The organism is Shewanella sp. A22, from assembly GCF_053850585.1.
The window spans coordinates 1-16,005 of sequence record NZ_JBSQBN010000052.1; the positions used below are offsets into that span (position 1 = coordinate 1).

At 39.7% G+C, this 16,005-nt stretch carries 14 protein-coding genes and 1 tRNA gene; 8 read left to right on the top strand and 7 right to left on the bottom strand.

The genetic code is table 11. From position 1 onward, the window contains the following. Positions 1-194: 194 nt before the first annotated feature. A complete protein-coding gene (locus ACWXWT_RS10985) occupies positions 195-872 on the top strand; it encodes a LysE family translocator (protein ID WP_456041625.1) in 678 nt (225 codons plus the stop codon). A gap of 80 nt (positions 873-952) precedes the next feature. Here ACWXWT_RS10985 and ACWXWT_RS10990 read toward each other — a convergent pair whose 3' ends face one another. From ACWXWT_RS10990 to ACWXWT_RS11000, 3 genes are all read right to left on the bottom strand, one after another. Continuing rightward, the gene (locus ACWXWT_RS10990) at positions 953-2,470 is read right to left on the bottom strand and encodes a PhnE/PtxC family ABC transporter permease (RefSeq protein WP_456041626.1); all 1,518 of its coding nucleotides are present in this window, start codon (positions 2,468-2,470) and stop codon (positions 953-955) included. A 75-nt stretch (positions 2,471-2,545) separates the two neighbouring features. Continuing rightward, on the bottom strand, positions 2,546-3,223 hold the full coding sequence (locus ACWXWT_RS10995) for an ATP-binding cassette domain-containing protein (RefSeq protein ID WP_456041627.1): 678 nt from the start codon (positions 3,221-3,223) through the stop codon (positions 2,546-2,548). Continuing rightward, entirely contained in the window at positions 3,223-4,077 is an 855-nt protein-coding gene (locus ACWXWT_RS11000; protein ID WP_456041629.1) for a putative selenate ABC transporter substrate-binding protein, read from the bottom strand. The genes ACWXWT_RS10995 and ACWXWT_RS11000 overlap by 1 nt, the downstream gene beginning before the upstream one ends. A gap of 505 nt (positions 4,078-4,582) precedes the next feature. Here ACWXWT_RS11000 and ACWXWT_RS11005 point away from each other — a divergent pair. Next, positions 4,583-5,257 (top strand): response regulator, encoded by a 675-nt coding sequence (locus tag ACWXWT_RS11005; RefSeq protein WP_456041630.1) that lies wholly within the window; start codon positions 4,583-4,585, stop codon positions 5,255-5,257. Next, positions 5,248-6,609: an ATP-binding protein gene (locus ACWXWT_RS11010; RefSeq protein ID WP_456041631.1), complete on the top strand. Its 1,362-nt coding sequence runs from the start codon at positions 5,248-5,250 to the stop codon at positions 6,607-6,609. Before ACWXWT_RS11005 ends, ACWXWT_RS11010 begins: the two co-directional genes overlap by 10 nt. A 34-nt stretch (positions 6,610-6,643) precedes the next feature. Here ACWXWT_RS11010 and ACWXWT_RS11015 read toward each other — a convergent pair whose 3' ends face one another. Continuing rightward, positions 6,644-7,342, bottom strand: coding sequence for a 2OG-Fe(II) oxygenase (locus ACWXWT_RS11015; protein ID WP_456041632.1), 699 nt, complete (start codon positions 7,340-7,342; stop codon positions 6,644-6,646). A gap of 168 nt (positions 7,343-7,510) precedes the next feature. On the opposite strand from ACWXWT_RS11015, the gene ACWXWT_RS11020 reads away from it, so the two are divergent. After that, complete coding sequence (locus ACWXWT_RS11020) at positions 7,511-8,761, top strand: HD-GYP domain-containing protein (RefSeq protein ID WP_456041633.1); 1,251 nt, start codon at positions 7,511-7,513, stop codon at positions 8,759-8,761. Between the two features lie 73 nt (positions 8,762-8,834). On the opposite strand, the gene corA is transcribed toward ACWXWT_RS11020, so the two are convergent. Next, positions 8,835-9,782: a magnesium/cobalt transporter CorA gene (corA, locus tag ACWXWT_RS11025; RefSeq protein ID WP_456041634.1), complete on the bottom strand. Its 948-nt coding sequence runs from the start codon at positions 9,780-9,782 to the stop codon at positions 8,835-8,837. A 215-nt stretch (positions 9,783-9,997) separates the two neighbouring features. Continuing rightward, the gene (gene yejK / locus ACWXWT_RS11030; RefSeq protein WP_456041635.1) at positions 9,998-11,026 is read right to left on the bottom strand and encodes a nucleoid-associated protein YejK; all 1,029 of its coding nucleotides are present in this window, start codon (positions 11,024-11,026) and stop codon (positions 9,998-10,000) included. A 182-nt stretch (positions 11,027-11,208) separates the two neighbouring features. Between yejK and ACWXWT_RS11035 the strand changes: the two genes are divergently transcribed. The 3 genes from ACWXWT_RS11035 to ACWXWT_RS11045 all read left to right on the top strand — a co-directional run bounded on the left by ACWXWT_RS11035 (position 11,209) and on the right by ACWXWT_RS11045 (position 13,622). Further along, positions 11,209-11,421, top strand: a complete 213-nt coding sequence (locus ACWXWT_RS11035) for a YejL family protein (protein WP_238103244.1) — start codon at positions 11,209-11,211, stop codon at positions 11,419-11,421. 84 nt (positions 11,422-11,505) lie between these two features. After that, complete coding sequence (locus ACWXWT_RS11040; RefSeq protein ID WP_456041636.1) at positions 11,506-13,296, top strand: DUF3413 domain-containing protein; 1,791 nt, start codon at positions 11,506-11,508, stop codon at positions 13,294-13,296. 249 nt (positions 13,297-13,545) lie between these two features. Beyond that, positions 13,546-13,622, top strand: a tRNA-Pro gene (locus ACWXWT_RS11045). 705 nt (positions 13,623-14,327) lie between these two features. Here ACWXWT_RS11045 and ACWXWT_RS11050 read toward each other — a convergent pair. Continuing rightward, a complete protein-coding gene (locus ACWXWT_RS11050; protein ID WP_456041637.1) occupies positions 14,328-14,753 on the bottom strand; it encodes a CBS domain-containing protein in 426 nt (141 codons plus the stop codon). 408 nt (positions 14,754-15,161) lie between these two features. Between ACWXWT_RS11050 and ACWXWT_RS11055 the strand changes: the two genes are divergently transcribed. After that, complete coding sequence (locus tag ACWXWT_RS11055) at positions 15,162-15,971, top strand: RecX family transcriptional regulator (protein WP_456041638.1); 810 nt, start codon at positions 15,162-15,164, stop codon at positions 15,969-15,971. Positions 15,972-16,005: the final 34 nt, after the last annotated feature.

The following is a 16,005-nucleotide window of genomic DNA, read 5'->3' on the forward strand; positions in this document are numbered from 1 at the left end:
GAGTCTCTCAGGTATTCCACTTCTGTGTTACATCGATTTAAAAGGCAACAACCATTTCTACATCAATGTGCCTTGAATTGAAAAACCTGAGTGACTCTGAACTGACCAGATATTTAATGAGATTGGTGTAATATAAGCTCTCACACATATAGCCACACAATTTCGCCAGTTAAACGGATAAAAATGGATTAAATATGGACATGACGTTATTGGCAGGTCTCGCGGTTATTCACATGGTCGCATTAATGAGCCCTGGACCAGACTTTGCTATTATCGTAAAAATGGCGACACAGCAAACACGGTTAACTGCACTTTATTGCGCTTTAGGTATTGCCGTCGCCATTTTGGTTCACACCTTACTATCTTTGATGGGGATCAGTGTAATGATCCAACAGTCCCACATTGCTTTTATGGCAGTTCAACTGATTGGCAGTAGTTACTTGGCTTGGATGGGGTATGGTGCACTCAAATCAGCAACAACTAACCTGATCAATAAGCGTTGTACTTCAAACATGACATCGACTCAACAGACATCACCACAAGCAGGGGCAATATCCTCAATCAAAGGCTTTAAAGTGGGTTTATATACCAACTTACTCAACCCAAAAGCACTGATATTTTTTATCACACTGTTTTCAGTATTGATTACTCCACAGGTAAATTATTCAACTAAAATTGCTGCAGCAGTATTATTATTTGTTTTATCGTTAATTTGGTTTGGTTTGCTGGCGCTTATCTTATCAAAGCCTCAGATACAACAGAAATTACTTGCAGCCAATACCATCATTGATTTACTGGTAGGGATTATCTTTATTGCTGTAGCACTCACCATTGCCAGTAATGTTATTGAGCACATTCTCAGTCAATTCTAAGTTTGCCATTTTAGCTATACAAGTGCGAACAAGGTCGAACGGAAAAAGAACCATAAGCAACCGAAATGTTAATAAAAAAACTAACAGGCTTGCAAGCGGTTACGGGGATTACGCAATAAACGACGAGCAAAATAATCCACCACAACATTTAACCCTGCAGTGAAAACTAATAGTAATAAAGCCCCACTAAAGCGAATTTCAGAAAAATTACTGTCCACATAAAACCCTAATGTCATGACTCCAAGCATACCTAAAATGGCAGTTTCACGGATAATCACTTCAAAACGGTAAAACAACAATCCCATAAAGTGTGGATAAATGACCGGCATAACCAGATAACTGTAGTGTGCAATTTTTGGCTTATACGTCAGTGGTACATTAACGCTGTCTGCATGACGAGCCATTAAAAATACCATTAGACCGCTATTATGTAATGCTAATGCGATAATAGCAGGCAACATGGAAGGCCCCAATAACATCATAAATACAAAGGCCAATAAATATTCTGGCAATGAACGTAATATTAAATTCACAACTCGCATAATCAAAATAACCACTTTTGGCATCATCAGGCGAGTATTAAAAGGCAACAACACTAACGTGAACACATGTGTTAAGCCCAAAGCACAAAAAGCTAACACTAAGGTTGCAATCATCCCTGGAAAAACCTGTTGGCTAATTAATGCATAACTCCAGTCAAATAACTTGGACAAATTATCAATTTCAAACCAAGTAGATAATGGATGTCCTTGAAGCATAGGCGGAAAAATATCAACACTGATAAAACGCCAAATAAGTTGCCCGTCAATAGATGGAATAGACGGCAAAAAGTACACTGCTAACGGTAAATATAACCACAACATTATCGGTTTAGCCCAAAAACGAATACTACCAATTAATAGCACAAATAAGATGAGTAACGCGCCACCTTGCTCATAATGACCTTGGCGAAAAGCCGACTCTAAATAAAAGCCTAATGTCGGCATACCAATAAATCCCAACACCGCACTACTACGAAGCGCACACTCAAAACGATAACGAATATAATCGACAATCTGCGGATACATATGCATCCAGCGGCCATACATAAATGCCGAGAATCTATCAGTGCCCTTGGGCAATGAAAACAAGGTATGCAGCGGTGCTTGTTGTAATATATCTGCAAATACTCGGGCAAATGTGGCAGCGTATGGAAGGGCGATGGCGAGAACACCTGTGATAGCAGATAAACCAAATATTTGTAAAAATATTAACGCCCAAAATATCTCATGGATGGCACGAATAAACGCACACATTGCCGCAATCAACGGATGCTGATACCACAGTGCTAATGGAAAGCCTAATAGCAACCCAAAAGTAATCCCAAGCAATGCAAAACTAATGGTTTGCCACAAGGCGTCAAGCAAATACTCTGTCGCGAAAAAATCAGGATGAATAAATCCCAGTCCCATTCGCCTTAGTTCCATCCAAGGCTCGAGAGCAATCACTTCGGTATCAGCAAAAAACCAACATACGGATACGATCAGTAAAAGTAACAGGGTGATTTTCTGCCAGTGGCCCACAAAAGAGAACCCACCAAAGGTCATGGTTTTAGGCATAATAAGAAGGATAACAATGGAATAAGGAAAGGTGAGTAACTAACACTATAATCCGTCACATCAATAGGTTCATATCTAAATGACTGCATTATTTGCAATATCAGCTAATACATAATGTTGCGACAAATGAGTCAGAGTTAATTGGTCGGCATGATCATCTAAGGCCACTTTGCCATCGCTAATGACAATAACTCGGTCAAAGTGTGCTAACGCCAGTTCGGCATCATGCAAAACACAAATTACACTCCGATGTGTTTGCTTAATCAAATTTAACAACCGTAACCCCATTAGCGGATCTAAGGCAGAAAAAGGCTCGTCACCCATAAACACAGACTGTTGTTGAAATAACGCTCTGGCTAATGCCACACGTTGACGTTGACCACCGGACAACTCGCTGACTTTCTGTTGCAAAGGCACTGTGAGTTCAAGTTGCTGGCAAATAGCAGCGATTTGCTGTTGCGGCTTATTAAACGGAAGCAATAAATTAGCCAAGTTGTACCAACGAGAATAGCGCGCTAACCCACCAATAAACACATTATGATAAATAGACAGGTTATCGACTAGTCCTTGGGCTTGAGAGCACAAACACGTTTGTTGAGACAATTGTTGATACAAATGATGCAATAGCGTGGTTTTACCCGCGCCAGAAGGACCTAAAATAGCCACATGCTCATTAGCATTCAATGACAAATTAATTTTAGGTAATATAATCTGTTGCTTATAACCTAAATCAACATCAACCAGCGACAACATTAATCGATCATTCCAATGGCTTTAGCCACTCGCTCAATCGGTTCATAATCACTATTTTGGGCAGGCACAAAAGATTCACGTGGAAAACTCGCCAATAAATCCTTATCAGTCATGCCAATTAACGTTTTAGTTAGCTTATCTTTAAAGCCAGTACCAAAATCATTATCTACGCCAGAATGAACGGTCCATTGATAATCAGGATAAGTCGGGCTTTGCCAAATCACTTTTACCTTGTTGGTATCCACCTCACCTTTTTCGACAGCGGTGTCCCATACTTTATAATTCACTGCGCCAACTTGATAAACGCCAGCTTCAACTTGGCTAATGGTACGGCTATGGTCACCAGAAAAACCAATGCGTTTAACAATGTTCTCAATTGGCTTGCCTGTATTTTTTTCAATAAAATACTGCGGCATCAAACGGCCTGAGGTCGAATCTTTAGAACCAAACGTAAAGGTATAATGGTCAAGTGAAGGAAAATTTTCAGATGGCACAAGGCCTGTAGAATGATGGGCAATCAAATAACTTTTAAAAAATTGGTCTTCAAAACCTTGTGCTATGGCTTCTGAACCGGGCACTAAACGACGCGCCTGTACTCCAGATAAACCCCCAAACCATGCTAGCTGTACTTGGTTGTTACGAAATGCCGTTACTGCAGCAGAGTATGACTTTACTGGGATATACTTCACTTCCACACCCAATTGCTCCGATAAATAAACTGCAACCTTATCAAAGCGAGTGCGGAGTTGGCTTTCATCTTCATCAGGTATCGCGGTGAACGTAAAAGTGGCACTAAATGCAAACGTCGAAAACAAACTTAATAAGCTCGCGAATAATATATGTGTTAGTTTCATCTCAATCTTAGGAGTAGTTGGTCTATATCGCTATTCTAACGTACCTGATACTCGATTAGCTAACACGATGTTAACCTAGGAGCTAAAAACTAAGCTTAACGCCGTTTCAATTGTAAACATCAATTTATATTCCACTAATTCGTTTACCTATTCTTCAACCACTCCAACTTATCAGGTACTATCAATTAGCACATGTTAACTATCATTTAATATCAATCCTATTAAATATGTGATCTTTCAGCGGGAGTTCAAAGTGCTGTAGGCAAGGCAGATGATTGAAGCGAATAGTGATTCTATTTTGAAAGCATCTAACGAAGCATAAAGGACTTTGAAACCCGCCAGAATGGCGTCTCTCAGGTATTCCACTTCTGTGTTACATCGATTTAAAAGGCAACAACCATTTCTACATCAATGTGCCTTGAATTGAAAAACCTGAGAGACTCTGAACTGACCAGATATTTAATGAGATTGATATTAGATGGTCACGGCTTAACAAGGATGAATTATGCGAATATTGGTAATTGAAGATGACCCTATTTTGTCGCATCACTTACAAGTTCAATTATCAGCCCAAGGTAATCAAGTACAAGTCGCGATGACCGCTAAAGAAGGGTTTTATCAAGCGACTAATTACCCCATCGACGCTGCCATTGTCGATTTAGGCCTGCCCGACCAAGATGGGATAAGCTTAATCACGGCGCTACGAAATGCACAAATAAAAATGCCTATTCTTGTTTTAACAGCAAGATTAACCTGGCAAGATAAAGTCGAAGGTCTCAATGCTGGGGCAGACGATTACTTAATCAAACCTTTTCAAAAAGAAGAACTCATCGCCAGACTTGACGCACTTGTTCGTCGCAGCAGTGGCTTTACCCGACCGATGATTACAAGTGGCACGCTGCAACTTGATCTAGCCGCCAAACAGGTCACACTTAACAAAAGCCCCCTAGATGTCACCGCTTTTGAATACCAGATATTAGAATACTTAATGCGTCATTGTCATGAAGTTATCGCTAAACAACGTTTACTCGATGTGGTCTATGCAGACAAAGAAGGTGATCCGAATACTATCGAAGTCATGATAAGTCGGTTAAGAAAAAAGTTGGCCCAAGGCGGAATAGCAGAGCCAATAGTAACTCTTCGTGGCCAAGGATATAAATTTAATCACCCATGCGACTAATATATCGGCCTAAAAAGCGCCTACTCACCAGAATGTTCCTAACCTCATTAACCATTATTGCGTTAGTAGGGCTTGGTCTTGCTTGGTTAATTACCTTACTACATGCTCAAAACCGCTATAACCAAACCACCAGCGCCTTAATCGCCCAATTACCCATTATTGCTGCCGAATTTCGCGAGAACAATTTAATCCCCATCACCCAAGCCCGTGAAGGAGATGACGTTGAAACGCAGTACATTATGGCCACTTGTAACAGCCGCTATAACACCTTATGGCGATCTGACTATGCAATAAGCTTAATGTTGAATAATATTTGCGAGCAATATGTAGAGATCAAAGATGATTTACCGCCGTTTTACCTCAATTTTAGCGGTAGCCAAAGCTACTTTGCTTACTTGCTAACCATTGATGTTGACGCAGAAATGTATCATTTATTGATTTTAAAAGACGCAGCAGCATTAAAACATGAGTTGAACCAATTTAACCGACTAACATATTTCAGATTAGCAATGGTGATGGCCGTCGCACTATTATTATTGATAAGTGCAGCCTATTGGGGAATGAGGCCCTTAAGCCAGTTAAAACAAGAGTTAAACCAATTACAACAAGGTACTAAAAACAGCCTATCACAAGACTATCCTGTTGAGCTCCAAGGCATAGTAACGGCGTTAAATCATCTGATGCACCAAACAGATCAACGTCAAACTCGTTACCAAAATGCCATAAATGATCTGGCTCATAGCTTAAAAACACGTCTTGCAGCCAGTATAGCCATCATTGACGACGATTCATTAGATAGCCAACAACAACATCAAAAAATATTAGAACAAATAAACGACATGGACCATCTCGTTCAATATCAACTCAAACGCGCCATGTTAGGCCAACAAGGGATCCGCCGGCAGCAAACGACTGTAGCACCAATAGCCCAACAACTGGCGCAAATGCTCGATAAAATTTACCACGACAAACACATCATATTCACCCTAAACGTACCTCCAGCATTGTTATTACCACTTAGTAAGGGCGATATCATGGAGTTGCTAGGCAATTTAATGGAAAATGCTTTTCGTTTATGTACAAATAAAGTATTGGTCAGCGCTCATGAGCTTAACACTAATACCATCCGGCTCAGCGTAGAAGATGATGGCCTAGGCGTCGATGAGGCCGTTAAACAAAAAATAATTCAACGAGGAATAAGAGCCGACACACAATCAACCGGCCAAGGAATTGGTCTAGCAGTATGTCATGAGCTTGTTAGCAGTTATGGCGGTAAAATGACCATTAATACCAGTAAACTCGGTGGCGCAGCATTTGTTATTCAACTTCCGTCAATACATAAAGACAAGTAACAATCATGCAATAACAAATGTAGCTCTAGAGTAATCACTCACTTAACGGCGCATAAAGCTGCTCAGCGCGATTAAACATAATCCACGAGGTAGCAATATACTTATCGTTGCTAATGGGTATATTACCACGATGACTGTGGGTAAAGCTGGCAGGTGCAATTACCATAGTCCCTTTTTTAGGGCTTATTTTACGCTGTTGATAATAAAACTCAGTTTCCCCCCCCTCTTTCACATCATTCAAATAAAACATATATAACGCTACACGATGCAAAGCTTCATTGTGGCCATTTTGTGGGAACTGTTCTGAATGCCAATGAGGGTATCCCCCCACACCTTGCTGATAGTGTTGCACGTTAATTGTACCACTGCGATACAAATACTGAGTTAGTGCAGTCGCTCTTGGCCGACCTAATTTATCGAAATTAGTGGGTGTTAAGGTCTGAGGTTGACCATTTTGATCGGCCACCTGCACTGACACTGCGCCCATGAGGCATAATGAATACTGAGTTAAATAATCAGTAACATGCGTTAATGTTACACTGAGTAATTCATTTTTTAATTCGGCTAAATCATCAAAAGCATCTAACATTAAATCACGACTACGTTTTTTTTCGGTATCCACACCAAAACCTGTTTGACCAGGTGCAACACTAGGATGTGCATTAAATGCAGCAATTAAGCGGTCACATAAGTCATCACTAATCGCATTAGGGTATACTTCAATAAAATCCATTGTAAGGTAACTATTATTTATAAAATTATAGTAGTATGCTGCCACGCAATTAAAGAGGCTGTAAAGGGTTATACCAATTCCATTCGTTATGTGAACAATCAAATAATTAATAGAATTGTTATTATGCTTACAGTGCAAGTTGTACTTTAAAATAATTACCCATTAACTATGAAAAAAAACCAAAAAATATCAGTAGAACAACTTGAAGTAGGTACATTTATCCGCTTGCCGGTTTCATGGAAAGACCACCCATTTATGTTTAGCAGCTTTAAAATCAAAGACGCCGCTCAAATTGAACTGATAAGAGGTTTAGGCATAAAAGATGTTTTCTTTGACCCTGATAAAAGCGACATCGAACCCACTACCTCTGAGAACCTAACATCCACTAAAACAGATGAGCAAACCCTTGCCACGCTAAAAGAAAATATGCTTGTTCAAAAGTCGGCTAAAATTGATGAACAACAAAAACTCAAACGAAACTTAAAAAAAACAGAACAACAATTTATTCGCTCGGTATCAATGATGCGTTCAATGGTATCAAAAATCAGCAGTCGCCCTATCAATGCTGTGAGTGAAGCAAAAGATCTTATTAACAACATTACCAACATGTTGCTCAATAATGACAATTTAGCACTACACCTTATGGGAGATGCAAAAGAAGATGAGCACATCTATCATCACTCTCTCAACGTCGCAATGATGTGCATGTTAATGGCTAAAGAACTCGGCTGGAACCGTAACGAGGTAGAAACGATTGGTTTGGGGGCTTTGTTTCACGATATTGGTAAATTAAAAGTCCCAGGTAGTATTCTCAATAAACGCGGGGTATTAACCACACCAGAAGAAAATTTTATCAAGCAACATCCATTAATGAGTATTAACTTCTTAAAATTAGCTGACAGCTTTCCTGAAGAAGCCAAACCATTAATTGCAAATCACCATGAATTTTTAGATGGTAGCGGCTACCCCCAAGGGCTGAAAGCAGACAAGCTAGATAAACTGTCGCAGCTTATTGCTGTGGTAAATGAATACGATAATTTATGTAATGGGACCCGCCAACTAAAAGGTAAGCCCCCAAGTGTTGCCTTAGGCTTATTGTACAAAAATTATAAATCAAAACTGAACTCAGAATACATTAGTAAACTAATAAAAATGCTAGGGATTTATCCACCAGGGAGCATTATTGAGCTGTCTAGTGGTCAATTTGCCATGGTCATGTCAGTGAATTTACAAGAACTATTGTCCCCCAACATTGTGGTTTATGACCAACTGGTACCAAAAGACTTAGCTCCAATCATTAGTCTTCAGGATGAAAACATGACCATTGTTCGCAGCTTACCAGCAGCAGCTTTACCCGAAAAAATTCATGCTTATCTCAACCCACGAGAGAAAATCAGTTTTGCGATTGGTCAAACTTAATCAGAGTTAAGCAGTAACAACCAACAAGCCACTAGTTGATAGCAGATGGCTTGTTGATAAACATTGAATAGTCTTACAGCCAACCTTTACGTTTAAAGAAAAAGTACGTTCCAGCCGCACTGGCTAACATTAAGGCCACCGCCATAGGATAGCCAAATCGCCAATCCAGTTCAGGCATTATATGGAAATTCATTCCATAACTGCTAGCAATCAATGTGGGAGGTAAAAATACCACAGCAGATACCGAAAATATTTTAATAATTTTGTTCTGTTGTAACCCACTGAAGCCCATCGCTGCATCCAACAAAAATTGTAATTTGTCGAAAATAAATTGGCTATGTGGCATCAAAGATTCAATATCCGACAACATCTCACGAATATCTTTTAAATTCTCGTCCGACAAACTGTCGCGATAATAGCGTTGCATATATCGTAGTGAACGCTGAGTATCCAACAAACTTAAGCGGATTTTACCGTTAGAATCTTCTTGTAATGTGATCAGCTTAAATACATCATCCAGCTCTTCATCGTTAAACACTTGTTCGCCGACATTTTCTAATACGCTGTAAACATCTTCAATTAAGTCAGACAGATAATCTACTTTTAGGTTAAACAATTCTAATAGTAGACCTTGTGGAGTCGTGATATCTAATCGCCCTAAACGTAAATAGTTACGCAACAAACGGATCAGCCCTACGTCTTCTTCTCGAATGGTCAATAAAAAGCGCGCACGTAAGTTAAACGACACGTTTACCGCACGAACATCTGAGCTCACACGTTGTGGAAACAACGAGTTAATGTGTAAACCGTCTTGGTTTTGATAAAAACGGGCGGATGCCTCGATTTCTTTAATATCTTCTTCGTCGGGCACTTCTTCAGCAGAAAATAAACTCAGCCATTCTCGCTCTTCATCGTCGGGTCTTAATAAGTCCAACCATAAAGTCGATTCTGGCACTTTATCGCCCACACTTAACTCTGTGGTGACTAATTCTCTATTTTGATAGGCGTATGCAGTGATCATCGCTCCCCCAAAGTGTGTTAAACCATCACAGGCATAACAAACAAAAATGCTCAAAAAGTGGCGCTAGTTTACTCAACTAAACCTTAATGAAAAGCAAAAAACCGTAACACAGTTAAAAATCGTACCAGTAACCGCTAAATTGGTGTCAACAATCACAAAAAAGCGCCCTTTTCGGACGCTTATTTAACACAATAAACATCAACACGACACCGTGGTTATTCGCCTTTTAAGCGACGATCTAATTGATCTTTCAAGTTAGCTGGCACACCCTTAATTAAAATTGTGTCGGAGATAGGATCATAAATAACGCGTTCGCCTAAATGGCCGCCATCAAAGCTCAACGTGACACCACCACCTGTGCCAGAAAACTTCTTCAGGCTTCGTAAGCTGGCTTTATCAGCTGGAAACTCATCGTCCAACTCGTAACTGCCACCACAAGCAAAATCGTAAAAAGAATCCATTCCAGAGTCGGCTAACTCATCGGCTAAATCTTTAACTTCAATTACATCGCCTAAATCGGCGCGCTCAGAACAATACTCAAATACTTTATTACGACATTCTTGACGTTCATCTTTGGTTAATTCACTGCCTGCCACAAAATCTTCAACCGCATGGATCAAGGTTTTATTTTGCGCTTTAGTATTAACACCTTCAACACAACCCATAAAATCTAAAAAGAAGTCAGCCACTTTACGGCCAGCACGACCACGAATAAACGAAATATACTTACGTGAACTCTTGTCAGCTTGCCACTCGGTTAAATCAATGCGTGCCGCTAATTGAATGTTGTTTAAATCTAAATGGTTGTTTTGCGACAACTCCATATCATCTAACACCGTCATCGATGACTTGGCATTTAATAACGCCACAAATAAATAATCGCTGGTCATGCTGGTATAGCAAGACATCAACAAAAAGCCACCTTGACTAAAATCATACTTAGCTAATTCTTGTTGTAATAGTTGGCTCGCTTGACCTGTAAACTCAACAAACCCTAAATCACCACTGCGGTAACCCGTCAGTGCGTTAGAAAATGCATCATTAGCATCGCCATCATCACCATGGGTGCCAAAAAAACCAAAGCCCTTACCCGCTTTGCCAGAATAAGTCTGGTGTAACTCTTCCAACATGGTTTCAACAGCGTGAGTATTCAATAATGGTTGCGGGCGCAAACGGCAGTGCATTTGCCCTTGGCCATCTTGAGAAATCTCGTGAATAATTGCTTGTTCAATACTAATACTCATAAGCCTCGTTAATCCTAGTCGGTCACAGATGATAATTTTAAAAGAATGATATCAGACCGACCGTATAAATCGAACAAGGGTTTACAATATTCCTCGCATAGACCCAATAAAACTTGAGGCGATTAATCATCAAATCCGTTATTATGTGCAGCTAATTCATTCTTTATTGACGTTTTCTGACTATGGCAATTCAATCGAAATACACAAACACCCAAGTTGAAGCACTTATCAGCGAGCTGCTTGCTGTACTGGCTAAGCACCAAGCTCCAACCGATTTAAGCTTAATGGTGTTAGGCAACTGCGTGACTCATTTACTCGACAAAAAAGTCCCAAATGAATCTCGCCAACAGGTCGCAGAGCAATTTGCCAAAGCATTAACACAGTCGATAAAATAATCGGTAAAATAAAATTTATCACCAGCGCTAACAATCAGTTACACTGAAATAGTCTGTGATAATAACGTAGGAATACGAGTTAACATGATCGAGCGCAAAAAGCAGCAAATGACGCGTGATAAAGTGTCACGCTTAGTTAATTGGGGTCACTGGTTTGCCTTCTTTAATGGCATATTAGCGATGCTAATTGGCGCTCGATATATTGGCAGTGTAGGCTACCCTGAAACCGTGATCGGTTGGGCATACCTTACCATTAGCACCATTGGCCATTTTACCTTCTTGGCTTTTATTGGTTACTTAGTTTTTATCTTCCCGATTACCTTACTGCTTCCTTATTCTAAAATTTTACGTGGCTTTGCCGCATTTATCGCCTCACTCGGATTATACACCCTACTGTATGACACCATTATTTATGACGACTACGGTATCCATTTAAGTCCTTTCGCCTTCGACCTAGCTTGGCAAGATCTTAACGCCTTGCTGCACAGTACGTCATACATTGTCACCCCGATTGTCATTGTCATAATTGAATTAACAGCGGCCAACTTTTTGTGGAAACGCATCGAAAAAATTCAGAAAAAACAATGGGGCAATAAAGTAGTACTGTTTGTCGGTATCTGTTTTGTTAGTAGCCACTTATTTCATATTTGGGCTGACGCGACCAACATGACTGAAGTAACCCGTTTTGACGATGCTTATCCTGTATCATATCCAGCAACGGCCCGCTCATTTATGGAAAATCACGGCATAGACAGTAGTATGCAGTCTACCGAATCACGTAGCGCTAAATCGCGTAAACTCAGTTACCCTATCAACCCAATGCAATGTACAGCCGACAGCCAGCCAAATATTATGGTCATTTCCATAGACAGTTTGCGCGCAGACATGGTTGATAATGTCACAATGCCATTTTTAAGCCAGTACCGGATTAACAATCAGCGTTTTATGAATCATTATGCTGGCGGTACAGATTTTGATACCAGTATGTTTACCCTTATGTATGGTTTACAAGGTAATTACAGCGATCGCAAAGAGTTTGATAGCACCAGCCCAATGCTAACCAACATCCTTGCACAACAAGGTTATCAATTGGCTATGTTTGCCCCTAACAATGATAGCTATATCGCTAATAGTGCGATGTTTAACGGTATCAACATTCATATTAGTGAAGGCAACAATGGCAGCGCCGATGCAGATATCAATACCATAAACGCAGTAAATGCGTGGCAACCAAAGCAAACACAACCTTGGTTTGCCTTAGTTAATCTTACCGCGCCTAAAGACTACGACACCCCTGTCGGCTTTTTAGGTGTACAAACGATTAAACCGCAGATGATATTAAAACCCGCGCAAAAAGTACTGTTTAACCAATATCGTCAATCGCTAAACTTTATTGATCATCAACTGGCAAACTTACTCAGTAATGTTAGTGATGATACCGTCGTACTGATCACCGGCACTTACGGCCAAGTTTTTACCAGTAACACCAGTGACGCACGTAGCGACCTATCACCAGGCAATGTCAAAGTTCCGCTCATTATTCATTGGCCAGAAAGCCAAGGAAATAAAGTGAACTACCGCACCAGCCATTATGGCATTGCACCCACCTTACTGAGCCACGTGTTAGGTTGCACCAATCCAAGTACAGACTACAGCTCAGGCCGCAGCTTGTTAGAACCTAACAATGAAACATGGGTATACATAGGTGACAGCCGTCGCTTTGCTATTTACCAAAAATCAGAAATAACAGTACTAGATCGTTTCGGTAAATACCGTATTTACGATTTAGACTATAAAAAGCGCTTAGATAAAAAAATGAGCGCTCCAGAGTTGATCCAAGTCATGCGTGAAGGTCGTAGACTATACAATCAATAGGATGATTATTGTTTGAACGGTTCCACCATGTGTAAACATATAGAAATATGCAACTCTGACGAAATAAGCATTTCCGTAAACGGATAGTTTATAATCAGTTGATAAACAGCTAATAACTAACTGCTTGCACTCGCTAATTACAGTTGATAAAGTGCATATCCTCTTAGCTACCCCAAAGCCTTATGGCTAACTAAGAGGTATTTCACAGATGTGATTAAAGTATCTGTATTGTGAAACATTAATAAAATTCGGTATGTAGCGCAGCCCGGTAGCGCACTGTCATGGGGTGTCAGGGGTCGGAGGTTCGAATCCTCTCATACCGACCAAATTAAAAATAAAAAAGCCTGTTTGCATCAAATGCTTACAGGCTTTTTTGTGGCTAAAAAACCATAACGGTGATAAATCAGCTCACTCGTGTAGCGAGTGAGTATATCTATTCCAGAATATTTCCATTTTTGAGAGAATAGTATAAACATAATACTTAAAATCTTATTCGTTATGCTACTTATACCAATCCCATTAAATATCTGGTCAGTTCAGAGTCTGTCAGGTTTTTCAATTCAAGGCACATTGATGTAGAAATGGTTGTTGCCTTTTAAATCGATGTAACACAGAAATGGAATACCTGAGAGACTCCATTCTGGCGGGGTTCAAAGTCCTTTATGCTTCGTTAGATGCTTTCAAAATACGACTGCATGGTCTATTTTTTTCCATAAAAAATAACACATTCCCACCATCCATGGCGGTCAGATGCTGGAGGTAGAGTAACGCAGGAGCTTGTTACCGAGAATCACTATTCACTTCAATCATCTGCCTTGCCTACAGCACTTTGAACTCCCGCTGAAAGATCACATATTTAATGAGATTGGTATTATATAACCTTAATCGCTTGCATGGCTAACGGCCTAATTAATGATTGATGCTTTATACTTCAAAAATATACTTATTATAACTGCTGCATAATGCTCCCAAATGGGTAGCAAGAATGCCCCCTAATCCTTAGGCGCCCCTTGCTGTTTATTATTCTAAAATTACTTTTGTGTCAGCAATAAACGCTGGCACAATTTGACAAAATCAGATGAAGTGACAATACCAAGCACTTTGTTTTGCTCATCCACTACAGGCAAACAACCAAGTTTATTGTCAATAAAATATTGCACGACAATGCTAAGCGGCTCATCAATCCCTAACTTTTGCACTTGTGTATCCATAATATCGGCTATGGGGGTATAACGCTCTTTTCTGTCTAAGGCCCCTTGCCCATATTTATTAAGCATAGTTAATACACTGGCAATCATTTTTTTATGCGTCAGCATGCCTATGAGTTGACCATTTTTCTCAGAAATAACTGGCAAGTGTCGTACATTACGAGTTTGCATGAGTTGGTGGGCATCCTTAAGGCTTGCTTCATTGCTAATGCAAACAGGATTGGGGGTCATGATGTCGCACACTTTCATCGTATTACTCCTTTCTCGATTATTGCTGGAATATTAGTCAAAACCTAAATAAATTGCTAGCAATGTTTGTCAAAGGCAAAAAATTTAATAACTTAAAACTCAAAGCGTTAACAGCTGTATATTGAACAGTAGCAAGGCTTGAGCGATAGTAACGAGTTCATGGTCCCCCTGAACTGAAGACTACCATAGTTCAAATTCATCACTATTTTGGTGAGAAAAATTGATAAACCAAGCCGATATGGTGTTAATACGCTCAAGCCTTACATGGGGAGGAATTAACATTATAGATGGATAACAGGCTTTTAGCTGTTAATGACTATTCACACCCATTAATCACACTAGCACTTACTTAATTGTAAAAGGAGCTGCTACACTACTTTTGGTTATGTTAATTTAAGATTGATTTTTATGTCCCATTCACCACTTCGCCAAGCCAAAACAATTGATAACGTATTTAATAGCGCCTACTGGCACCTTGCTCAGCAAGACTTTACCATTAATGAAATACGTACCAAACTCGAACGAAAGACAAACAATCAACAATGGATTGATACTGTACTCACCAGGCTCATAGACGGTGGTTATGTAAAAAGTGATTTTGATTTTGCTGTACGCTATTGCGAACAGGCTTTTAATAACGAGATAGGTATCGGCGCAATAAAACGTAAATTACAACAGCGCGGTATTTCCGTAACAGAAATTGACACCGCAATAGAACGCGTAATGGACGAACAAAACATCGACACCTTTGAGATGGCTTCATCGAGGTTACTAAGCCGCTATGTTAATTTTGATGGTACTAATAAAGAGAAAGTTTATTCCCAAATGACCACAAAAGGGTTTTCTCGCGCAGAAATTGATCACGCATTATCCCATCACCCACAACAGGAAACCCTGCGCAGTAAATTAGCCGTAAAAGCTGACAATGTTAATCTTACCGCTGAAATCATCAAATTATTTAAAAAAGGCAAAGGTAAAAAACTCATACAGCAAGAACTTAAACAACGACTAATTGATGTGAGCAACATTGAAGATACCTTGTATCAATTAATACTAACAAATGAAGTGGATTTTTATCAAAGCTGTAAAATGGAGCTGGCAAAAAAATTCTATAACTTATTAGATTATAAAGAAAAGTCAAAAGCATTTGCATATCTATCTCGAAAAGGATTTACCAGCGATGAAATAAGAGAAGCAATGAAACTGGATGATGATTAACAAAATAAAGCCACCAAGAGCGACAAACAATACA